General features: G+C 56.3%; 18 protein-coding genes and 1 tRNA gene. 15 read left to right on the top strand and 4 right to left on the bottom strand.

The window, feature by feature from the left end; all coding sequences use genetic code 11:
- The first annotated feature begins 4 nt into the window (after positions 1-4).
- From CYG48_RS02430 to CYG48_RS02370, 13 genes are all read left to right on the top strand, one after another.
- A complete protein-coding gene (locus CYG48_RS02430) occupies positions 5-856 on the top strand; it encodes a class I SAM-dependent methyltransferase (protein WP_245450391.1) in 852 nt (283 codons plus the stop codon).
- 296 nt (positions 857-1152) lie between these two features.
- On the top strand, positions 1153-2010 hold the full coding sequence (locus CYG48_RS02425) for a hypothetical protein (RefSeq protein ID WP_199925192.1): 858 nt from the start codon (positions 1153-1155) through the stop codon (positions 2008-2010).
- Positions 1988-3256 carry a capsule biosynthesis protein gene (locus CYG48_RS02420; RefSeq protein WP_118848922.1) on the top strand — a complete coding sequence of 423 codons (1269 nt, stop codon included), beginning with the start codon at positions 1988-1990 and terminating at the stop codon, positions 3254-3256. The genes CYG48_RS02425 and CYG48_RS02420 overlap by 23 nt, the downstream gene beginning before the upstream one ends.
- 9 nt (positions 3257-3265) lie before the next feature.
- The gene (locus tag CYG48_RS02415) at positions 3266-3919 is read left to right on the top strand and encodes an ABC transporter ATP-binding protein (protein WP_118848921.1); all 654 of its coding nucleotides are present in this window, start codon (positions 3266-3268) and stop codon (positions 3917-3919) included.
- A 14-nt stretch (positions 3920-3933) separates the two neighbouring features.
- Positions 3934-5202 carry a capsule biosynthesis protein gene (locus CYG48_RS02410; RefSeq protein WP_118848920.1) on the top strand — a complete coding sequence of 423 codons (1269 nt, stop codon included), beginning with the start codon at positions 3934-3936 and terminating at the stop codon, positions 5200-5202.
- 112 nt (positions 5203-5314) lie between these two features.
- The gene (locus tag CYG48_RS02405; protein ID WP_118848919.1) at positions 5315-6283 is read left to right on the top strand and encodes a hypothetical protein; all 969 of its coding nucleotides are present in this window, start codon (positions 5315-5317) and stop codon (positions 6281-6283) included.
- A gap of 39 nt (positions 6284-6322) precedes the next feature.
- Positions 6323-8563, top strand: coding sequence for a glycosyltransferase family 2 protein (locus tag CYG48_RS02400; RefSeq protein WP_245450389.1), 2241 nt, complete (start codon positions 6323-6325; stop codon positions 8561-8563).
- Positions 8564-8690: 127 nt separating this feature from the next.
- Positions 8691-9248: a dTDP-4-dehydrorhamnose 3,5-epimerase gene (gene rfbC, locus CYG48_RS02395; RefSeq protein ID WP_118848918.1), complete on the top strand. Its 558-nt coding sequence runs from the start codon at positions 8691-8693 to the stop codon at positions 9246-9248.
- A gap of 38 nt (positions 9249-9286) precedes the next feature.
- On the top strand, positions 9287-10357 hold the full coding sequence (gene rfbB / locus CYG48_RS02390; protein ID WP_199925191.1) for a dTDP-glucose 4,6-dehydratase: 1071 nt from the start codon (positions 9287-9289) through the stop codon (positions 10355-10357).
- Positions 10354-11271 (top strand): dTDP-4-dehydrorhamnose reductase, encoded by a 918-nt coding sequence (gene rfbD / locus CYG48_RS02385; RefSeq protein ID WP_118848916.1) that lies wholly within the window; start codon positions 10354-10356, stop codon positions 11269-11271. Before rfbB ends, rfbD begins: the two co-directional genes overlap by 4 nt.
- A complete protein-coding gene (gene rfbA, locus CYG48_RS02380; RefSeq protein WP_118848915.1) occupies positions 11268-12140 on the top strand; it encodes a glucose-1-phosphate thymidylyltransferase RfbA in 873 nt (290 codons plus the stop codon). The genes rfbD and rfbA overlap by 4 nt, the downstream gene beginning before the upstream one ends.
- A 78-nt stretch (positions 12141-12218) precedes the next feature.
- A complete protein-coding gene (locus CYG48_RS02375) occupies positions 12219-13514 on the top strand; it encodes a hypothetical protein (protein ID WP_118848914.1) in 1296 nt (431 codons plus the stop codon).
- Entirely contained in the window at positions 13514-14269 is a 756-nt protein-coding gene (locus CYG48_RS02370) for a glycosyltransferase family 2 protein (RefSeq protein ID WP_199925190.1), read from the top strand. Before CYG48_RS02375 ends, CYG48_RS02370 begins: the two co-directional genes overlap by 1 nt.
- Here the strand turns inward: CYG48_RS02370 and CYG48_RS02365 are convergent.
- Both CYG48_RS02365 and CYG48_RS02360 read right to left on the bottom strand, forming a co-directional pair.
- On the bottom strand, positions 14232-15836 hold the full coding sequence (locus tag CYG48_RS02365; protein WP_118848912.1) for a class I SAM-dependent methyltransferase: 1605 nt from the start codon (positions 15834-15836) through the stop codon (positions 14232-14234). The two genes, CYG48_RS02370 and CYG48_RS02365, sit on opposite strands and share 38 nt — an antisense overlap.
- A 460-nt stretch (positions 15837-16296) precedes the next feature.
- Positions 16297-16371 (bottom strand) — tRNA-Gln (locus CYG48_RS02360).
- A 205-nt stretch (positions 16372-16576) separates the two neighbouring features.
- On the opposite strand from CYG48_RS02360, the gene CYG48_RS02355 reads away from it, so the two are divergent.
- Positions 16577-17488 carry an MBL fold metallo-hydrolase gene (locus CYG48_RS02355; RefSeq protein ID WP_118848911.1) on the top strand — a complete coding sequence of 304 codons (912 nt, stop codon included), beginning with the start codon at positions 16577-16579 and terminating at the stop codon, positions 17486-17488.
- Positions 17489-17493: 5 nt separating this feature from the next.
- Here CYG48_RS02355 and CYG48_RS02350 read toward each other — a convergent pair whose 3' ends face one another.
- Positions 17494-18387: a DUF1499 domain-containing protein gene (locus CYG48_RS02350; RefSeq protein WP_118848910.1), complete on the bottom strand. Its 894-nt coding sequence runs from the start codon at positions 18385-18387 to the stop codon at positions 17494-17496.
- A 102-nt stretch (positions 18388-18489) separates the two neighbouring features.
- On the opposite strand from CYG48_RS02350, the gene CYG48_RS02345 reads away from it, so the two are divergent.
- Positions 18490-18765: a hypothetical protein gene (locus tag CYG48_RS02345; protein ID WP_118848909.1), complete on the top strand. Its 276-nt coding sequence runs from the start codon at positions 18490-18492 to the stop codon at positions 18763-18765.
- On the opposite strand, the gene ppdK is transcribed toward CYG48_RS02345, so the two are convergent.
- The gene (gene ppdK / locus CYG48_RS02340) at positions 18746-21463 is read right to left on the bottom strand and encodes a pyruvate, phosphate dikinase (RefSeq protein ID WP_118848908.1); all 2718 of its coding nucleotides are present in this window, start codon (positions 21461-21463) and stop codon (positions 18746-18748) included. The genes CYG48_RS02345 and ppdK overlap by 20 nt on opposite strands.
- Positions 21464-21528: the final 65 nt, after the last annotated feature.

Here is a 21528-nt window from a genome sequence, read left to right as displayed (position 1 = left end):
CGCAATGGCTGAGCAACCGATGATATCCAGAATCCGAAATTTTCTCCGCAGAAGAGCGCCTTCCTCGGAATTTGAGTCAAGTTTTGACCAATATGTGACCAGCACGCCTCATCATCAAAACGCCATTGAAGCGTTGGCAGGCTGGAACTCCGCCTTCCCGGCAAGCTTAGATCTGAAGGCTGGTCCACACCATCTTTACGCGGACCCAAGGATTGAGTGGGCCATCAGCCAATACGGTGAAATCGAAGATAAGAAGATATTGGAAGTTGGCCCCCTGGAAGGGATGCATACGTTCATGCTGAACAAGTGGCGTCCGAAGCTCATAGATGCGATAGAAGCAAATCGCATCTGTTACCTCAGATGCCTTGTGACAAAGCAGATCTTAGATCTAGATCGCGCTACGTTTTATCTCGGAGATGCTCAAAGATGGCTTGAGACACCTAGAGATCCTTACGATCTTACGGTCGCTTCAGGGGTATTATACCATCTTGCAGATCCAGGAGGGTTCCTGCGACGCGTATCGGAACAAACACGTTCTCTCTATATCTGGACCCATTACTTCGATGATGTTGCCATGCCGGATTCTGACATTCGTCGCACCCCGTTTACCGGGAAGATCGAGACTCGGTCAGTTAATGGCTACAACGTGCGGTACTATGAACGCAGTTATCAACATGCGAATGAGAGCAGGTCATTCTGCGGAGGTATTAGGGATCGGCATTATTGGATGCATAAGGAGGACATTGTCGGGCTGCTCCAATGGCTCGGTTTTGAGCATGTAATTATCCATGATGATGAACCCGCCCATTCCGGTGGCCCTTGCTTCTCTATTTTTGCTCGCGCTCGTAGCGAATGACGATCTTACGCCAAGTGCTAGAGAAACTGTAAAAGTGGAGTGCTTAGGCGACACCTGAGGCTGATCAAGTGCTATTTAATATAGAATATGATCGAGGGGACGTTCTCGAGGGTTACGTTATTCCTGATGGTTTCTCGGAGCAGCCTTACATCCGGGTATCTGACGAGGGAGGTATAGTCGGCACGTTCCCATGTGATCAAGCTAGGCCCGCTGTTGTAGCGTCGGGAAGGCATCAAAACGGTTTTGTCGGCTTCCGTTTGGATCAAGACAATATTCCCGGAATAGGAACGCGAGCGATGCTAACGATCCATGACGCGAAATCGGGATTATTAATCTATCGCCGCCGCCCTAACCCAATGGTCAAAAAGAAGGTGTTTCGACTCGAAACGCAGATATTGCCTCTCATCAAGTTCGACCGAAACTGTGGATCGGTATTTCAGTATGAGCTTTTTTCACTGGAGCGATTTGGTCACGAGACCGCGCTTCAGACTTTCCACTTGAATGCTGTGAGTTCTGTTTATCTCAGTGGCCGTTTGCTGATGCGCAATTACGAGGAGTTTCTCGGCAAAGGGTTCGAGGGGATCGTGCTCTTGTCGGACCCGTATTATGAAATGGCCATGCGTCTATTCCTTTTTAAGCGCATGGCTTCCACCCCAACCGGCTTTCTAGGAGAACGCGACAAACTGATCCTCGCACCAGCGATCGAATATTTTGCCGACGCAAATTTGGAAGACGCGCGTTCCTTGCGGACACTTCTCAAGAAGGCGCCGTTAAAGGTTGCGAACGTGTTGGCCTCTCCAGTCACTCGCCAATTCACTTGCAGTTCACCCGATCAACGGGTCAATCGCAGTGAGGTTGCGGCCGCGATCGACCTCCTGTCGCGGTTCGCCATCGTTGGACACCACACCAACCTGCCGTCATTCCAAGATGCTGTCGGGGAATTTCTGGATATAGAGGCTGACGATCTCGTGATTCCTCCGCGGCAGATGCTGATCGAAGCGATCGCGGGAGCACTGAAGTCGATCCCATCCGCCGAGGTTCTTTTGGAAGAGGACCTTATTTTTGACTACTATGTTCGCCAGGCGTTAATCTCAGCCGATCGTGAAGATACGTCCAAGGATTTAGAACGAAATGCAGATCCGTCGAACCGCTAGTCCTGCCGAAGACAAGGTCGTGCAGGGCGGATGGACTGCCCGTGTGTTCTCGCCTATCGGAAAACGCCGAGCGTTTCCATTAGCGCGGCAGGCTGGCGGAGAGATTGTCGATCTTGCGCAATCGCCAAGTAAGGAAGACGAGGTTGCGACCAAAACAGGCGGGCAACCGCCGATCAAGCTGATTTCGTTTATCACAGTCGTCTTGCTGCCGTTCTTGGCTTCGCTTTATTACTTCATCTTCGTCGCGACAGATCAATATACCGCCGAGGCAAGATTCGCCGTACGGTCCTTGGCTGATCAGTCACAGATGGAAGGCTCCGACAGCAGCGTCATCAGCCTGGATGCTGCCACGCAAGATGCGCACATCGTCACGAGCTTTATCCAGTCGGCTGAGTTGCTCAATCGAATCGGCAAAACCATCGATTACCGGTCCATGTTTGCAGGCCGCAACGTTGATTTCCTCTCAAGGTTTGACCGGGACGAGCCTGTTGAGAGCTTCCTGAAATATTGGAAGAAGCAGGTCAATGCATATATCGATGGGCCCTCCGGCATCATCACTTTGCGAGTGCGCACGTTCGACCCGGAGAACTCTAAGAAGCTCGCGGCAGCTATCGTGGCTGAAAGTGAGCAACTTATCAACGAGCTGAATCAGCGTGCCCAACAGGATATGGTCGCCAGCATCCGCCGAGAAGTCGAACGGACTGGGGAAGGTTACGCTGACGCCCTGGCCGCCCTAAATCGGTTCCAAGTCGGGTCCGGTCTTCTTAGTCCTGAGATGCAAGCGATGGAAACCGGGAAACTGCTTGCGGGTCTCCTTGCACAGAAGCTTGAGCTCGAGACTCGCCTGTTTGTCCTCAAGCAGTCGTCTGCCGAGAAGTCACCAGCATACGAGCAATTGGCACGGACGAAACTCAGCCTTGATTCGCAAGTCGAAAAGCTCCGATCCGAGCTGACGGGGCCGGAGAACGCCAGCGTCGCAACCACGCTGCTCACCTTTTCCAAGCTCGAGACGGATCGCTTGGTTGCTGAAAAGCTCTATGAAGCGGCGCGAAGCAACTATGATGCAGCTTTGGCCGCGTCGCTTCGCAAGGCTCTCTATCTTACCGTCTTCGTGCCACCATCGATGCCAGAGGAATCTCTATATCCGAAGCGTTTTTCCACGCCCTTCATTATCGCATTGGGCCTACTGGTGTTTTGGGCAACACTGATGCTCCTCTGGGCTTCCGTCGAAGATCATAAGGCGTAACAACGTGAAATGATCAAGTTCCAGAACGTTACAAAATACTTCAAGACGCAACAACATCGGAAAACGATTCTTGAAAGGGCTAGTATCGAGTTCGAATCGGGTTATTCCTACGGTATCTTGGGAGTGAATGGCGCCGGCAAATCGACGACCATGCGCATGATCGCTGGTACAATTCTACCGAACTCCGGCCGGATCAAGAAGGACGTTCGCGTATCGTGGCCATTGGGCTTCGCCGGGGGCTTTCATCCTAACATGTCGGGACGGGACAACCTGAAGTTTGTAGCACGCGCTTATGGCGAAGATCCGCACCGAGTGAGCCGCTTTGTCGAGGATTTTGCGGAACTCGGAGACTACATCTACGCCCCTGTTCGGACTTATTCCTCAGGCATGGGCGCTCGCTTAGCTTTCGGTCTCTCGATGGCGATCGAGTTTGATTGTTATCTTGTTGATGAGATTACCGCGGTTGGCGATGCGCGATTCCAGGAGCGGTGCCGTGCTGCGTTTGAGAAACGACGTAAAAACTCGGATATCATCATGATTTCCCATGGTATGGATACTATTAAATCCTATTGTGACCGCGCCATGGTTCTGGTCGATGGTAGGATGATCACCTTTGACAACGTAGAGCCAGCAATCCAAGCCTATTATCAGTTGAATCGGTAGGCGGCACGGAAATCATGAGCGACAACCCAGCTGCATATTCACGCCAAGGCGCCTTGGATCATAGTAGGGAGGTGTCCAAACGCCTCTCCGTGACCGCCCGAAAGCTGCGCCTTGCAACCTCGAACCGAAGCAATCTCTTCAAAGCGGTCGGGTTACGACCGCGAATGATTGACAAGGTCTTCACGGCTGCCGTCATTCTTGTCACGTTGGTGGATTTGATCATCCCCAATTTGGCGTCTGTTGGCTACTTTGGTTTCATCGCCTCCGACCAATATGAATCGGAGGCTCGTTTCACCGTTCGCAGTTCGAGTCCAGCGATCGGTAAGGACCAGTTAGCGAAGGTCACCGGTCTCCCATCAAGCAAGGTGGTTCAAGACACGCAAATTGTGACCAATTACATAGGTAGCGCAGAAATTCTATCGGACCTTGCGCAGACAATCGACATCCGAAAGATCTACTCGAGTGAGGATGTGGATTTCGTAGCTCGCTTGCCAAACAACGTCAGCTCCGAACGCCTGCTTGAATATTGGGAGGACATGGTTTCGACAGCGATCAGTCCCTCCAGCGGAATTGTGACAGTCAAGGTTCGGGCATTCTCAGCTCAGGACGCTCAAGACGTGCTCAAGCACGTTGTCGCAGCTTCAGAGCAAGTGGTGAACGAGGTCAACGACCGCATCTGGCAAGACGTGATTTCGACATCACGCGCAAATCTCGAAAAGAGTGCGGCCCAATTACAAGCAGCTCGTGAAAAGCTTCAGGCGGCCCGCAACAATACTGGCGTTCTCAATGTACAAGGGAACTCGCTGTTAATCACGACGCTGATCAGTTCAATCCAGAAGGAGGTTTTGGATCTCCAGCAACGTTACGCCTCACAGTCAACAATTGTCTCTCGAGATGCGCCTCAGATGAAAGTGCTGGAACGGGAGATCAAGAGCAAACAGGCTCAGGTTGATGATCTTAAAGCTCAACTGGCTGGGAGAACGGCAAAGCAGGCACGAACTCAGCCTAGTCTTGCTGACGTTTCACTTGACATGTCGCAGATCGAGCTGGAGCAGACCCTTGCAGAAAAGCAATTTGCTGCTTCGGTAAAGACACTTGAACAGGTTCAGTTCCTCAGCAAGCAGCAACTTATCTATCTTGATCCATTCCTTGCACCCACACTGCCGGAAGAGGCTGAGTTCCCGCGGCGCATCCTCTGGATCAGTCTGATTTTCATAGGTAGCCTGTTCGTATGGGGCGCGACATTAGGGCTGTTATCCGTACTGCGAACCCGGCTAAATTAATCCTGTGCTGGACTTCCGTTGTGGCATCAACCGAATACTTTATGATCGGCTTCCCAGACCTGAGCCGCGAGGGCGGCGGCTCGCCCGTAAAGACGTTCGAGCAATTCTCGTCTTGATCAAAGGCGAGAACCCGACCTTCAGCTACTATATCGAGCAGCGGTTGCGGCATCTGACGGTCCCGGCAATAGTGCGTAGCCTAGATGATCGACTTGACGACCTTTCTCCCGAGGGATTGTTCGTCATCCTCGTTCGATATGCCAAGCCTACACAGATCAGATGGCTGAAAGAGGTCCGGGCACGATTGGCAGGCGTTGCGCTCCTGATCGATGACGACCTACGTTCGGTTGTGGTCGGTCCTGACGGAAGCTTGCGCTACAAGGCAAATTTGCTTCGTCTTGGGGTTCTACCGCTTGTTCAGTTGAACGCGCTTTTGAGCCATGTGTGGACTTCAACTGGAGCACTCGCCGAGGTCCTTGGTGGACAGCGCGCCGAGGTTCAAGTGCTGCACCCGCTTCCGCCTGCATTGCGACCAAAAGATCTAATTCCGTCTGGCCGTTTTCCGACGCTGCGCATCGTCTACCACGCCACCGGAATCCATCGACAAGAACACGCATTCCTTCAACCAATCATCCGCAGGGTGCTGAACGCCGATCCGGCCCTACACTTCGAGGTTTTGGCGGACGGAAGCATCGCAAACGGTTGGCACAATGCAGGACTTCCGATCGGGCGCTACACCGTTCGTAAAACCATGAGGTGGCTTGAGTATGCGACGTGGGGGCATAACAGTGGTGCGGACATTGCCCTTAACCCGCTTCTCAATACCAAAACGAACAAAGTCCGGGCCGATACCAAACGGGTCGACGTCGCACGTCTAGGTGCTGCTGGTCTTTACTCAAGATGCGACGTCTTCAATCGATGCGCGGTTCCCTACGAATCTCATCTTCCCAATGATCCCGATGCATGGGTGAGCGAAATTCTCCGGCTAGCGGCAAATGAGGTTGAACTGCGAAGGGCAAAACAAGCCTCCTTCAAATCTCTCGAAAAGATGATCCAACTTGCTGATGTAAATTTCCCTTTCTGATCGGTTTTGTTATCAGGAGCCTCGAATTCGACGAAGGGCGTGAGCGTGCCGCTTAAAATTACAGTTAATGATGACGCTGAGATTGCAGGCAAGACCGAGCAGGGCCAGACTATCTGGGAGGTGACAGGCGACGATCCAGCAGTCGTGGTTTCTTATGATATTCTGCGTCCGCGCTTTGTCATCCTGCGGCTGACGTCGGCGGACCGCCGAAACCTAGATCCCAAGATCTACATCAACCGTGGCAAAGGCTTCCGAGAAGAAGACGCAATCTTCATCCCTGAGGGACAGGATTTTGTTATTATTGCTGATGTGGGCAGCTTCGGCACTGCTTCTAAGTTTCGGTTGGATCCCTCCAGCAAACCAGCAAGCTTTATTGTGGAGGCAACAGCATTCCGTTCACGTAGTGAGGCTGACAGTTACCTTGCCCGCACCCGGAATGAAGCTAAAATCCATCAAGTCGAGTTAGGACGGTTGCCGCGCTTCATTGCCGCCCTGCCCCGTTTGCGCTGGAAGAAGGCGTCGCTCACGCAGCGCTATGCCGAAGCATCTTACCAGCTAGCCAAAGAGATCGCGCCTATTCCACATGTTGCGACAACCCCGTGGCTCAGCATCGTCGTACCCGTCTTCAACGCTCCTCCCCGATATCTTGACGATCTGGTTTCGTCCTTTGAACAGCAGGATCAGGAGGGGGTAGAACTTATCCTCAGCGACGACTGCTCCAGTTCGGATGAGACGCTCCGCTGGCTGGCAGCTAAAGCCACCTCAGGAAATGTCAAGATAGTCCGGAACGCTACCAATGGAGGGATCGCTGTCGCAACCAATGCGGGGCTGGAGCAGGCACTAGGCGAGTGGGTCGCTCTGCTCGACCACGACGATGTAATCGCGCCGCACGCGCTGAAGATGATCCGTCGCGCGCTGAATGTCCATCCGGACACCAGCTTTCTTTATACCGACGAGTTGGTGGTCGATGACCAACTCCGGCCCACTGGCACAATGCTCAAGCCAGCCTACGACCCCGTCCTGCTTACAGGGGTCAATTATATCAACCATTTCTCGATCTATCGCCGGGATCGACTGAGTTCGATCGGTGGCCTTCGCACCGGGTTCGATGGCTCGCAAGATTACGACCTGTTGCTACGCTACCTTAGAAACCAGGAAGAGAAGCGTGTGGTTCACCTCCCCTTCCCGGCCTATTGGTGGCGTCGAACGGGCACAACCTTCTCCCGAACATTCATGGATCAAGCGACGACGCGCGCGCGCAGAGCCATCCAGGAGCATTTTGCGGTTCAGGGCATGGAAACGGTCGTGCGCCCCGCGCTGACGCCTACCCTTCACCGCCCAGAATTCATCGTAGAGGAAGAGGCTTGGCCAAAAATCTCGGTGATCATTCCAAGCAAGGGCAGCTTGCCATTGATCTCGCGAGTGTTGGAGGACGTCCTCAACGGTACTGATTACCCGAATCTTGAAGTCATCGTTGTCGACAACGGATCGTCAGAGGCGGAAGTGCTAACCCTCTATGAGTCAATTGCGGAGACACATCCGAACTTCCGTTATGATATCGTTAACGAAACTTTCAACTTCTCCCGGTCCATCAATCGCGGCCTGAGGCTGAAGACTGGGGACCATGTGCTGCTACTCAACAACGATGTGGAGGTCCTTGACCGCGACTGGCTACGCGAGATGGTATCCTGCCTGAAGTTCGAAGGCGCAGGCATAGTTGGGGCGAAGCTGCTTTTTGACGACGGGACGCTGCAGCATGCCGGTGTTATTGTCGGATTCGGTGGTCTTGCGGGTCATTGGTATCTGAACCGCCCAGGCAACCTCCCGGGCCCCCTGAACCGTCTGCATGTCCGAAACAGTCTTACCTGTGTCACCGGTGCGGTTATGTTGATTTCGGGCGACTGCCTCAAGACAGTTGGGCCCTGGGACGAGGAGCGTTTTGCAGTGGCTTATAACGACGTCGACTACTGCCTGCGTGCACACAAAGCCGGCTTCCGCATTATCTGGACGCCATTTGCGCGTCTTCGCCATCATGAATCGCTATCGCGCGGCGCAGAAACCGGCAAAGAAAAAAAGCAGCGGTTTGAGCTCGAGAAGACACACCTTCGTGAAAAGCATCAAACAGCCAATTTCTTGGATTCGGCAACAAGTCCCTATTACAGCAGGGACCGTTCAACGCCGAAGATTGTGGTGCCGAAGAAGCTCGCTGCTGCCAGAACAGGCTTCTACGGTCGCCCAACGGAATTAAACAGACGTCTCGATTCTGCTCATCCGGGCTAGTCGTGCGTTTCGAAGCGCAGCCGCTAAAAAACGGAACAACTGGCTTGGCATGGGCTGACCTGCATTTTCGATTGCCAACTTCTACTCGGCTTGTTTAAGACACGCGTTAATTGTCAAGGTACTCGGTATGAAATTTGAACGCTGTAATGTTCCGGATGTGACTCTTATCGAGCCTAGGCGCTTCGGCGATGCGCGCGGGTATTTTTCGGAGACATTCCGGCGGGACCTGTTCGTGCGGAATGTTGCGGATGTCCAGTTTGTCCAGGATAACCGCTCCATGTCTGCGGCGGTCGGCACAGTCCGTGGCCTGCATTTCCAGTTGGAGCCGAAGGCGCAAGGCAAGCTCGTGTCCTGCACCGCGGGCGCATTGCTGGATGTCGCAGTCGATATCCGTACCGGATCTCCCACCTATGGCAAGTTCGTGGCTGAGGAGCTTTCGGCGGAGAATGGCCGACAGCTTTGGGTGCCGCCGGGGTTTGCCCACGGCTTCTGCACGCTCCTTCCGAATACCGAGATCAGCTACAAGGTAACCGACTACTATAGCGCCGAACATGATCGAGGACTGCTTTGGAATGACCCGGCACTCGGGATCGATTGGCCGGTCGCGGCCGAGAAGACGGTATTGTCTGATAAGGACAAGAATCAGCCGAAGCTTGCTGACCTCGGTGAGGTCTTCCGTTACTAAACCACTTTGAATGCTGGCTTGATATTGGAAGGATGAATATGCGTGTTCTGGTCACGGGCGGTGCGGGTTTCATCGGCTCCGCCGTTGTGCGTCATCTTGTGCTCGACAAGGGCTATGAAGTCCTCAATGTCGACAAGCTCACCTATGCGGGAACGCAAACCTCGCTGAACGCGATCGGCAACCGGCCGGGCTATCGCTTCCTGAAGGCCGATATCTGCGATCGTGCGGCAATTTCGGAGGCGCTTTCAAGCTTCCGCCCGGACCGCATCATGCATCTGGCGGCCGAAAGCCATGTCGACCGTTCGATCACCGGTGCGCGTGATTTCGTCGAAACGAATGTCATGGGCACCTTCAACATGTTGGAATGTGCCCGGCATTATTGGATGGAGCTTGATGCGGAGAACAAGGCCGCCTTCCGCTTCCTTCATGTGTCGACAGACGAAGTGTACGGCTCGCTGGGCGCCGACGGGCTGTTCGAGGAGACGACGCCTTACGATCCAAGCTCTCCCTATTCCGCGTCGAAGGCAGCTTCTGACCATCTCGCCAAGGCATGGGAGCGCACCTACGGTCTGCCAGTTGTTGTGTCGAACTGCTCGAACAACTACGGACCCTATCATTTTCCAGAAAAGCTCATCCCGCTGACGATCCTCAACGCCATGGAAGGCAAACCGCTTCCGGTCTATGGCAATGGCGCCAATATTCGTGACTGGCTTTATGTGGAAGATCACGCGCGTGCGCTTGATCTCATTGCCGAGCGCGGGCGTGTCGGCGAGACCTACAATGTCGGCGGACGCAACGAGCGGCGCAACATCGATGTCGTCACCCGCATCTGCGAACTGATGGATGCCCTGGCGCCCAAGCCCGTTTCGCACGCCTCGCTCATCACCTATGTCGCCGACCGCCCGGGCCATGATGCGCGTTATGCGATCGACGCAACAAAGCTCGAAACGGAGCTTGGCTGGAAGGCGCAGGAAAACTTCGACACCGGCATTGAGAAGACGGTTCGCTGGTATCTGGAGAACGAGTGGTGGTGGCAGCCGCTGCGGCAAGGCTATAGCGGCGATAGGCTCGGTCTGCTCAACTTAGATAAGAAGACGGGCGCCGCATGACTTCGACCAGGAAGCGTATGGTGGTGACCGGTCGGCAGGGCCAGGTCGTTCAGTCGCTGCTGGAGCGAGGGCAAAATGGTCTGTTCGAGATCATCACGCTCGGCCGGCCCGAACTCGATCTGTCACGGCCCGATGCGATAGACGCCGTTTTGCGTGCCGCAGAACCGGATGTCATTGTCTCGGCTGCAGCCTATACGGCGGTTGACCAGGCCGAAACGGATGAGGAAGCGGCGACGGTCGTCAACGGTGTTGCGGCAGGCAAGATCGCAGAAACGGCGGCAGCGCTCGGTGTTCCCATGATCCACCTTTCGACCGACTATGTGTTCGACGGGAGCAAGCTGGCGCCGTATGTCGAGACCGATCCCGTCGCGCCGATTGGCGCCTATGGGCGCTCCAAGCTCGCAGGCGAGCGCGCGGTGACAGCGGCCAATCCAAACCATGTGATCCTGCGCACCGCCTGGGTCTACAGTCCGTTCGGAAAGAACTTCCTGAAGACCATGTTGAAGCTGGCGGAAAGCCGCGACAGCCTGAACGTTGTGAACGACCAGATCGGCAATCCGACCTCGGCGCTTGATATCGCCGATGCGGTGCTTCAGGTGGCGCAAAATCTTCTGAGCTCGAACGCACCTGATCTGCGCGGGATCTTCCACATGACCGGGACCGGCGAGTGTAACTGGGCAGACTTCGCATTCGAAATCTTTGCACTGTCGAAAGCTCACGGTGGTCCGCACGCGGCCGTCACCGGCATACCGTCTGCGCAATATCCCACACCGGCGAAACGACCTGCCAACTCACGGCTCGACTGCACCCTCCTCAACGCACGCCACGGTGTCAGGCTCCCGGATTGGCGGGACTCGACGGCTCAGGTCATCGGTCGGCTCCTCAACCACAACCATACGGATGGACAACAATGAAGGGCATTATCCTCGCCGGCGGCAGCGGAACGCGTCTGCACCCGATGACGCTTGTTACCTCCAAGCAACTCCTTCCTGTCTACGACAAGCCGATGATCTATTATCCGCTGTCGACGCTGATGCTTGCTGGTATTCGTGAGATCCTGATCATATCTACCCCAAGAGACCTTCCTGGTTTCCAGGCTCTACTTGGCGACGGGTCCGCCTGGGGGATCTCACTGTCTTATGCCGTGCAGCCTTCCCCGGACGGTCTCGCCCAAGCCTACATCATCGGCGCGGACTTCGTCGGAAACAGCCCTTCGTGCCTGATCCTCGGCGACAACATCTTCTACGGTCACGGGATAAACGACCTCTTCGTAAGCGCAATGGCAAGGTCTGAGGGAGCAACGGTTTTTGCATACCACGTCACCGATCCGGAGCGGTATGGCGTGGTCGAGTTCGACTCCTCAATGAAAGCTCTGTCGATCGAAGAAAAGCCGGTGAAGCCGAAATCCAATTGGGCTGTAACCGGGCTCTACTTCTACGACAACGAGGTTGTCGACATAGCAGCTAACCTCAAGCCCTCCGCCAGGGGCGAGCTTGAGATCACAGATGTCAACCGTGTCTACCTTGAACGTGGAAAGCTTCACGTTGAACAGATGGGCCGAGGTTATGCCTGGCTCGATACAGGAACACCTGACAGTCTGCTCGAAGCCTCCGACTTCGTTGCCACGCTCGAACGGCGGCAGGGCTTCAAGATTTCGTGCCCAGAGGAAATAGCATTCCGACAGGGGTACATAGACCTGGAGCAGATGACGAAATTGGCTAACAAATACGGCAAGAGCAGCTATGGCCATTACCTTCTCGGCATAGCGAAGGCATCGGAGTGATCTTCGATAGCGCCGAATTTCGTCCGCCATCGGGGTTCAATACGCATCGAAGTACCAGCGCGGTGTCATAGGAATAGAATGACCTGGATCAATGCCATCAAGAAGAAGACTCAGCAGCTCAAGCCAGGTCGGAGAGCCGCAAAGCTAGCTCGATCTGAAATTGCGATTGATAGGCTTTCAAGGTTTCCGTTTTTCTCTGCTTCCGACTACTTGAAACAAAATCCCGACACGTTTGGAATACCCCCGGAGGTACATTTCGTCAAACACGGAGCGGCAGAGCAAAGACAAGTTGTCAGCCAGACGTCGATCGCCCGAACGCTTGGTAAGCTGCAGGGGAAGTTCATCGAACAAGAAATGCCGTCCATCCGGCATAAAGACGTGTTGACGGTCGGTATCTTCGTAAGCAGCCTCGGCAACGCTTTCATGAACGAGATCGCCGAGGCTGTTGCTACTCAGCTAGAGCTCGCGGGCCATTCGGTAATACGGGGTACAGAACATTCGGACATCGATTCGCGGCCAAAGAATTCGATCTACGTCGCGCCTCACGAGTTCTTTTTTTTGGGTCGCGGCCCAGCGTGGGTCCGAGACGATGTCCTAGCCTCTGCTTGCATGTTCTGTACAGAGCAGGTGCAGACGCAGTGGTTTTGGAAAGCACTTCCTATCGTACTGATGTCGAAGTGCGTGATAGACCTGTCTGACCCCATCTCAGTCGCCTTTCGCGCTGTGATGCCGGCGGCATGCATCTGTCCCGCAGCCGTGAGCAAAGGTGAACCAACAAACGCTTCTATAGCTCAGCATCCGCTACTCTCTGGTCAAAGATGGTGGACAAGTAATGCTGCTAACAATCTGTCTTGGAGCGAAAGACCTGTTGACGTATGCTTTTTTGGTACTACTAGCCCGTACCGGGATCAATTCTTTGCGCGGCACGCTTCAAAGCTGGCAGAGATCGACGGCTTCCTATACCTTAGAAAACGGCAGGCAAGCGAACCCATACTTCGCAGCACCGGTGTACCGGATCTCGTCGAGGTCGCCCGATACGTCGCGCAGAACTCAAAAGTACTGTTGAACATACACAGAGATGAATTTCCATATTTTGAGTGGCACAGGCTGGTCTACCAAGGCATGGCCAATGGGTGCCTAGTACTCTCGGAACCGTGCTTCCCCAACAGATACTGTCAGGCAGGGGTACATTACCTAACGGAGGAGCCCCACCGGCTTATGGCACTTCTAGACTGGGTATTAAATGATCCTGACGGCCGCCATAAAGCCTCCACTGTCGCAGCTGCAGCCTCATCGGCGGCAACTTGCAAGGAGCAGATTTTGCAGGGAGCTAACGAGATATGCAGGCTTCTAACCCAGTGCGCGGAGGCTTGATGCTGGACGAGGCTAAGCCGAAAATTGTAAGTCAGTGGGGTGCGATCGATCCCAACGAAGGGGTGAGCGTAGTCATAAGCTTATACAACTACGCTCGGTTTATCGAAGAGTGTCTTGAGTCAGTCGCAGCTCAGGACTTCGAACAAATTCAACTCATTGTAGTCGACGATGTCTCTAATCGCGACAATTCGCTGGAAGTGGCGGACACGTGGATGAAGCGCAACATGGCTAGATTTCCTAGTGGGATTCTGCTGCAACACATCGATAACAAAGGATTGGCCGAAGCTAGGAATACGGCATTCGCCGCAGCCAGTTGTGAATTAGTTTTCGTGATGGACGCGGACAACACCATTCTTCCCTCGTGCCTGAGGAAGCTTAGAAGAGCGATCCTATCTAGCAACGCAGCAGCGGCATTCAGTCAACTAGTTATTTTTGGAAGCACAAATACGATAGGTTTTGCTGATTACTGGAGCGAACGCTTTCTATCCGAGGGCCCATATATTGACGCGATGGCCCTCATCCGCAAGAAAACGTGGCATCAGGTCGGAGGCTACTCTCATATCCCCGGCGGGTGGGAAGACTACGACTTCTGGTGTAAACTCGTTGAAGTCAAAGCCGACGTTGCATACGTTCCAGAATTACTTGGAAAGTATCGCCAGCATCCTGAGTCAATGCTCCAGACTGAATCCGCACGCAACTATCAGAAGCTACACAACCTCATGTCACTTCGACATCCTTGGACACAGCTGGAGTGAGGCCGCCCCGTGACCGTTGAAGTACCGGATTTGGCTCCCGTCCTTCATTTGCTCCATGAAGAATATAATGCATCGCGGGATCAATACCTGCTCTCGCGACATCCTTGTAGGTTTCCAGATACCAGTTGCTGTCAAACAGTCCCGTCTCCTTTAGTAACGTGATCTGTCGCTTTATGCGCAAGCGCGATGGGATGAAGCGCCAAAACCAAGACAGTCGGACGACATGCTTGATGGCGCGACCCAGTTCAAGGCCAGCGACCGTTCCACAACCTGGAAGTGCTTCACCTGCTTGGCGCCCAAACATATCCCTCGGGCCACCAGCCGCCTCTAACTGGCCAGTCAAGTCCTTAATTTTACTATCGCGCAGCCTAACCTGCTCGCGAAACTGGGCAGCTCGTTTTTCCTCTTCTTGCAGAAGTTGTGTCAGGGACGCAATCTCTTGGAAACGCTCGGTCAACGCGGCCTCATTGCGTGCGGCCAGTTCTTTTTCCTCAGCAAGTAATTTGGTTGCAGTCGCAAGTTCGGCAACCGCGCGCTCTGCGTCGGTGCTCTGTTGCGTTAACGCAAGCGTAGCTTGGTCCAACTTCTCGCGCAGATCTCGAACAACCTCCCGGAGGTCCGCGACATCGCCACTAAGTTGCTCTACCTTAGCTGATGCTCGATCCCAATTCGCTTTCGTTTGATCCAATTCTGTCCGCGCCTTTTGCAGATCGTCGCCAATGATCACGACTTTCTGCTCTGCGGCCTCCGCTGCAAGGCGATGTTTGTCTCCCTCCCTCGCCAGTTGACGCTTGGCGGTTTCGTGCACATCTGCTCTGTACATGCTGCGGACACCACGGCCTAAGGCAGAAAAAAATGCAAGAAGCTCTCGCCGCTCATGATTCTTTTCCCCTGCCTCAAACAATCTGCCCATTTGCCATGTTTGCTCCGGACCGACGCCCACTACTCCTAAGCCATGCCCATGGTGAAACTCAAATGATGGATATACTTGCTTCAGCTCATCAAAAAGCCGGAAGACACCAAAGCTGCGCTCTCTCACGCATGTATCGTGAAAGATGACAACGCCGCGTTGGGACATCTTCGGCAACCAACTCTCGAAATCGCTTCGAACCGACTCGTAAGTGTGCATGCCATCAATGTGCAACAAATCTATACTGCCATCCACGAAATATGCGAGAGATTCTTCAAAGCTGCTTTTTAGTAATGTCGAGAAATGGGAATAGCATTGGGAGTTGTGTCTCTGAACTGAGTCGAAGACTTCGGGGCCGTATTCTCCAGCATGTTCGTCCCCCTTCCAAGAATCTATCGCAACCGCTTGTGCACCCAAGTCGAGTTTCTCGATGGCTTGGCAGAATGCAAAATAGGACACTCCAAAATGGGTCCCCAGCTCCACGAACATCTTTGGCTTAACAGCTTCAATCAACCAGAAGGCGAATGGAACATGCTCCGTCCAGGCAGATGGGGCGAGATAGTTTGGGTGCATGTAGGCCAAGCGCCCAAAGGGGAAGGCGCGCGCCGCAGCTGCTTCATCCCGAATAAAATCATCAACTGCAGTATCACCCGTCATGCCACCAGTCCCGTTACCTGATACAATGAAGTCATCTTCTCTTGAGCACCGTGACATCCGGAAATCAAGTGCATGTTGATGATACGCTCCGAGACGACCACTGGATCTCTGTTCTCTCGACATCTAAAACTGAATCCACTGGATCTAAGCACGTACGCAGCAAGTGATCATTTCAAGTGTTTAACCCGCCGATCAACCCAGCCTAGTTGCTGGCGAACTCTCTGTCAGTGGAGCTGATGGTAACGGAAAAGCTAGTGCCGATGGCCGCCTTCATGCGCCACCCCGGCGCTTTAGGTGGCGCCGCAGGTACAAATAAGATAAAAGTCGATACGACGTATCGGCGCGTTCGAGGCCCCTAGAACTGCAGTCCGCGAGTAAGGAGATCAGTGCGCTCCCGGCTCAGACAAAGCGCCGCATTTGGCCCAGTTCCATAACTCATCACCTGCAGCAATGAATAAAATGGCTGGGGCGCCAGGATTCGAACCTGGGAATGCCGGTACCAAAAACCGGTGCCTTACCGCTTGGCGACGCCCCAATATGCATTTGGGCGCCCGTAGCAACGGTCCGCCCTCGCAAGTGTGGCCTGCTCTAGCAAAGCTTTTTCATCCTCTCAACGGTTAAGTTCATCGCCCGGCACTTTTCCCATTACCTCGCCAGCGCTCCATCACTCGGGCAGCTTCGGGTAGGCATGGCCGCATCAGCAGTGCTAAGAGGCACTGCACCTGAAGACGAAAGAGCCCATGGCAGACGACATTGATTTTGACCTGCAGTTTTCTCCCTCACATGGCGTGCCCGTGCCGGTCGCGCAGGGGGTGGAGCGGCTCACCGTCAACAACCCCTCCCCGTTCACCTTCCATGGCACCAATAGCTATATCGTCGGCAAGTCGACCGTTGCGGTGATTGATCCGGGGCCTGAAGATGAAGCGCATTTCCAGGCGCTGATGCGGGTACTCGAAGGGCGGACGGTCAGCCATATCTTCGTCAGCCACACCCATAGGGACCATTCGCCGCTTGCCAGGCGTTTGCAGGACGCAACCGGAGCAATCACGGTGGCAGAAGGTCCTCACCGGGCTTCGCGGCCGCTTCACGAGGGTGAGACAAACCCGTTTGCGGAGAGTTCGGATTCCGAATTCACGCCTGACCTCGCGCTCGCCGACGGCGAAACCGTGGAAGGTGACGGCTGGGCGCTGACGGCGGTGCATACGCCGGGCCATACCGCCAATCACAGCGCCTTTGCGCTGGAAGGCACTGGCGTGCTTTTCTCCGCCGATCATGTCATGGCCTGGGCGACCACGATCGTCGCGCCGCCCGATGGCTCCATGGCCGACTTCATGGCCTCACTTGACAAACTGCTGTTGCGTGATGACCGGATCTTCTTCCCGGGCCATGGCGGACCGGTGCGCGAGCCCGCCTCCTTCATGCGCGGCTTGAGGACGCATCGGCGGATGCGCGAACGCGCGGTGCTGGAGCGGGTCAAGGCAGGCGACCGGAAGATCCCGGACATGGTCAAGGTGATCTATGCCACGACGGATCCGCGGCTGCATGGCGCAGCCGCGCTCTCCGTGCTGGCGCATCTGGAGGATCTGGTTGGCAAGGGCATTGTCGCCACGAACGGCGCGCCCTCGCTCACCGGCGAATACTGGATCGCCTGAGGGGTTCAGCCGCCGGCGATGCCGAGCAGTTCGGCATCCAGCCGGTCGAGGAAATCTTCGGCAATCGATTCCGACAGGCCAAGGTCATGTGGCCCGTAACGTGAGGCGACGCGCATATCGACCGAGGTCGTGTCATCGTCTTCGCGCAGGCGAATGACGACGTCGAAGCGCAGTCCCAGCACCAGCGTGCGCGCTTCCCCCTGCAGGAGCACATCGCCTGACGTGCCGAAGACAGGAGCGAGCGAAAGCTCCGGCCGCGGCAGCGGAATGGGCGCAACATCCGGCACCGGCGCCTGTTCATCCTCACGCGCTGGACGTTCGGAAATATCCGGTTCGACGAGCTCGACGCCTTCCTTGTGGGTGATGCCGATCTGCGCCGACGTCGCAGCGCGGGTAACGCCTTGGTAGACGCGGTCGATCGCGCCTTCATAACGCCGGCCGGTGAGGCCAGGATAGGCAGCAAACTGGAGGCGCCGTTCCACCGGGGTCACGCCAAGCGGCCGCGGCAGCCATTGCTGGTTCGCCTGCGGTTCGGCAATCCATGGCGGCGGATCGGCAAGGTCGGTGGAAACGTCGTAGATGCGCGGCAAGGTATGGTAATAGAAGGTACCGGTCGCCACGAGAGCGAGCGGAATACAGGCCGCAAGAAGGCCCTTTGTGGCTGCCACGCCGCCCTCGGCGCCCACCTGCCAGAGCCGTGCCAGGCCGATGATGGCAAGCGGTACGGAAACCGCCCCGATGCCGGCGGCGAGCAGAACCAGCACGATGAAATCGGGCGTCGTGAGCGGGCCGAAACGATGTGCCACCGTTGCCAGCAGGAAGAGGATCAGCGCGGAGTAGCCCAGCCGACGGGCGACATAAGCCGATTGGGAAACAGGCCGGACAAAACGGACGGTCATCGGATGACGGCAATGCTCCGTGGCAAACTCGTGCTCCTTTTGTAGAACAGCTTGATCGGGAATGGAATCACGGATTGCCCAGATCAGCAGAAAGGGAAGATCATGACCTTCCACCGCCTCCTGCCCATCGCCTCGGTCGCCTTGATGGCGGCCCTGCTCTCGGCCTGCCAGACCATGTCTGCGCAGGAACGACGTGCCGCAGACGAGAACACCTGCGCCGGATACGGTTTCCGTCGCGGATCGGAGGCCATGGCGCGCTGCCTGCTGGAACTCGAGCTTGACCGACGGGCGGAGGCGCGCGCTGTGCATGCCCGCCTGGATTCCATGATGTGGCCGCCCCTGGTGGTCGAGCGCCGCGTCATCGTTGAGCGCCGCTAGGCCAGGATCGTCGTTCAGGAGCCTCGGGTGACCGGCGCTTGGCGATTGCCGCCTGTGCTGCCGCCAGCCGGGCGATCGGCACGCGGAACGGCGAGCAGGACACGTAGTCAAGCCCGGCCTCCTCGCAGAACCATATCGAGGCGGGATCGCCGCCATGCTCGCCGCAGATGCCGAGCTTCAGGTCGTTGCGGGTGCGCCGGCCGCGTTCCGCGGCGATCTGGATCAGTTCTCCGACGCCATCGAAATCGAGCGAGATGAAGGGATCATGCTCGATAATCCCCTTGCGCTGGTACGTGGGAATGAAGGCGGCGGCATCATCGCGTGACATGCCAAAGGTGGTCTGGGTGAGGTCGTTGGTGCCGAACGAGAAGAAATCCGCAGTTTCGGCAATGACATGGGCACGAATGGCGGCCCGCGGCAGTTCGATCATCGTGCCGGCGAGATAGTTGATGGAGGTTCCAGTTTCGGCGGCCACATCCGCTGCAACCTGGTCAATTACGCCCTTCACGTAATCGAGCTCGGTGCGCAGGCTGACGAGCGGCACCAGAATTTCAAGCTCGACCGGCTCGCCGGTTTCCTTCGCGGCGGCGACTGCTGCCTCGAAGATGGCGCGGGCCTGCATCTCGGCGATCTCCGGATAAGAGATCGCCAGCCGGCACCCGCGATGCCCGAGCATCGGGTTGAATTCGTGGATCGCATCGATGCGGCGGGCGAGGAATGCCGGCGGCATGCCCATGGCTTTTGCCACGTCGGCGATTTCGGTTTCGGTTTTTGGCAGGAATTCATGCAGCGGCGGATCAAGAAGGCGGATCGTCACCGGAAGGCCGTGCATGATGGAGAAGAGCTCCGTGAAGTCGGAGCGCTGCATGGGCAGGAGCTTTGCCAGCGCCTCGCGCCTGCCCTGCTCGTCCTCGGCCAGGATCATCTCGCGCATGACATGGATGCGCTCGCCTTCGAAGAACATGTGTTCAGTGCGGCAAAGGCCGATGCCTTCTGCCCCGAAAGAGCGCGCGGCGCGGGCATCCTGAGGCGTGTCGGCGTTGGTGCGCACCGTCATTCGGCGGTTGCGGTCAGCCCACTGCATCAGCTTGCCGAAATCGCCCGAAAGCTCCGGCTGCATCATCGGCACGGCGCCCTTCAGCACGTGGCCGGAGGATCCATCAACGGTAATGATTTCACCGCGGCGCAGCGACACGCCGCCGGAGCCGATCAGGACCTCGTTGCGGGCATCAACGCGCATCGAGCCCGCACCAACTACGCAGGGGATGCCCATGCCCCGCGCCACCACAGCCGCGTGGCTGGTCATGCCGCCGCGGGTGGTGAGGATTGCTTCCGCGGCATGCATGCCATGGATGTCTTCCGGGCTCGTTTCAATGCGCACCAGAATGACCTTGCGGCCTTCCGCTTCGGCCGCCACTGCCTCTTCCGAGGTGAAGACGATCTCGCCGGTTGCCGCGCCCGGCGATGCGGGGAGGCCGGAGCCCAGAACCTGGCGTTCAACCTGGGGATCAATGGTCGGGTGCAGAAGCTGGTCGAGCGACGGCGGCTCGATGCGGCTCACCGCCTCCTCTTCCGTAATCAGCCCCTCCTCCACCATGTCGACCGCGATCTTCAGCGCAGCGCGCGTCGTGCGCTTGCCGCAGCGCGTCTGCAGCATCCACAGCTTGCCGCGCTCGATGGTGAACTCCATGTCCTGCATGTCGCAGTAGTGCTTTTCCAGCCGTTCGCAGATCGTCTTGAACTCTGCGAATGCCTCCGGCATAAGCTTTTCCATCGACGGCTTCTCGGAGCCGGAGGCAAGCCGCCCCTCCTCCGTGATGGACTGCGGGGTGCGGATGCCGGCAACGACATCCTCGCCCTGGGCATTGACCAGGAACTCGCCGTAAAGCGCCTTTTCACCGGTGGACGGGTTACGGGTGAAGGCAACGCCGGTGGCCGAGGTGGAGCCGAGATTGCCAAATACCATGGCCTGGACATTGACCGCCGTCCCCCATTCTTCCGGAATGCGGTGGAGCGTGCGGTAGGTCTTGGCGCGCGGGTTCATCCAGCTCGAGAAGACGGCAGAGATCGCGCCCCACAATTGGACATGCGGGTCCTGCGGAAAAACCTCTTCCAGTTCCTCCTCGATCACCTGCTTGTAGAGCGTCACGACATGCTGCCATTCCACGGCGGACAGATCGGTGTCGTATTCATGGCCGAGCCTTGCCTTCTCGTCTTCCAGGATTTCCTCGAAGACCTCATGGTCGAGACCCATGACCACGTCGCCATACATCTGGATGAAGCGGCGGTAGCTATCCCAGGCAAAACGGGCGTCGCCGGCGTCATGACCGAGCGCCTGCACCGTATCGTCATTGAGGCCCAGGTTGAGGACGGTATCCATCATGCCCGGCATGGAAGCGCGTCCACCGGAGCGAACGGAAAGCAGCAGCGGCTTGGATTTCCCGCCAAAGACACGGCCGGTCAGTTCTTCCATGGCGGCAATGCCGTCAAGCACCTGCGATTGCAGGCCGTCGGGCAGCTGGCGCCCATTCTCGAAATAGTGGGTGCACGCATCGGTGACGATGGTCAGCCCCGGAGGCACCGGCAGGCCAAGCGCCGCCATCTCTGCGAGGTTGGAACCCTTGCCGCCAAGGCGGACGCTGTCTGTCGCCCTGCCTTCCGCCTCGCCTCCACCGAAGCGATAGACCCATTTCGACATGCTGCTCTCCACCCAAACGCAGTCAGTTTCAACTTGTTAGCGCGTTTGAGGCGGTTTGGGAACGG

Source organism: Neorhizobium sp. SOG26, assembly GCF_003491345.1.
In the GTDB taxonomy this organism is placed as follows: domain Bacteria; phylum Pseudomonadota; class Alphaproteobacteria; order Rhizobiales; family Rhizobiaceae; genus Neorhizobium; species Neorhizobium turbinariae.
This window is presented reverse-complemented; position numbering and strand designations above follow the sequence as displayed.

Bases quoted from the DNA above. Each gene is read 5' to 3' on its own strand.
- CYG48_RS02430 (WP_245450391.1), top strand. From the start codon at position 5: ATGGCTGAGCAACCGATGATATCCAGAATCCGAAATTTTCTCCGCAGA.
- CYG48_RS02425 (WP_199925192.1), top strand. From the start codon at position 1,153: ATGCTAACGATCCATGACGCGAAATCGGGATTATTAATCTATCGCCGC.
- CYG48_RS02420 (WP_118848922.1), top strand. From the start codon at position 1,988: ATGCAGATCCGTCGAACCGCTAGTCCTGCCGAAGACAAGGTCGTGCAG.
- CYG48_RS02415 (WP_118848921.1), top strand. From the start codon at position 3,266: ATGATCAAGTTCCAGAACGTTACAAAATACTTCAAGACGCAACAACAT.
- CYG48_RS02410 (WP_118848920.1), top strand. From the start codon at position 3,934: ATGAGCGACAACCCAGCTGCATATTCACGCCAAGGCGCCTTGGATCAT.
- rfbC (WP_118848918.1), top strand. From the start codon at position 8,691: ATGAAATTTGAACGCTGTAATGTTCCGGATGTGACTCTTATCGAGCCT.
- rfbB (WP_199925191.1), top strand. From the start codon at position 9,287: ATGCGTGTTCTGGTCACGGGCGGTGCGGGTTTCATCGGCTCCGCCGTT.
- rfbD (WP_118848916.1), top strand. From the start codon at position 10,354: ATGACTTCGACCAGGAAGCGTATGGTGGTGACCGGTCGGCAGGGCCAG.
- rfbA (WP_118848915.1), top strand. From the start codon at position 11,268: ATGAAGGGCATTATCCTCGCCGGCGGCAGCGGAACGCGTCTGCACCCG.
- CYG48_RS02375 (WP_118848914.1), top strand. From the start codon at position 12,219: ATGACCTGGATCAATGCCATCAAGAAGAAGACTCAGCAGCTCAAGCCA.
- CYG48_RS02370 (WP_199925190.1), top strand. From the start codon at position 13,514: ATGCTGGACGAGGCTAAGCCGAAAATTGTAAGTCAGTGGGGTGCGATC.
- CYG48_RS02365 (WP_118848912.1), bottom strand. From the start codon at position 15,836: ATGACGGGTGATACTGCAGTTGATGATTTTATTCGGGATGAAGCAGCT.
- CYG48_RS02355 (WP_118848911.1), top strand. From the start codon at position 16,577: ATGGCAGACGACATTGATTTTGACCTGCAGTTTTCTCCCTCACATGGC.
- CYG48_RS02350 (WP_118848910.1), bottom strand. From the start codon at position 18,387: ATGACCGTCCGTTTTGTCCGGCCTGTTTCCCAATCGGCTTATGTCGCC.
- CYG48_RS02345 (WP_118848909.1), top strand. From the start codon at position 18,490: ATGACCTTCCACCGCCTCCTGCCCATCGCCTCGGTCGCCTTGATGGCG.
- ppdK (WP_118848908.1), bottom strand. From the start codon at position 21,463: ATGTCGAAATGGGTCTATCGCTTCGGTGGAGGCGAGGCGGAAGGCAGG.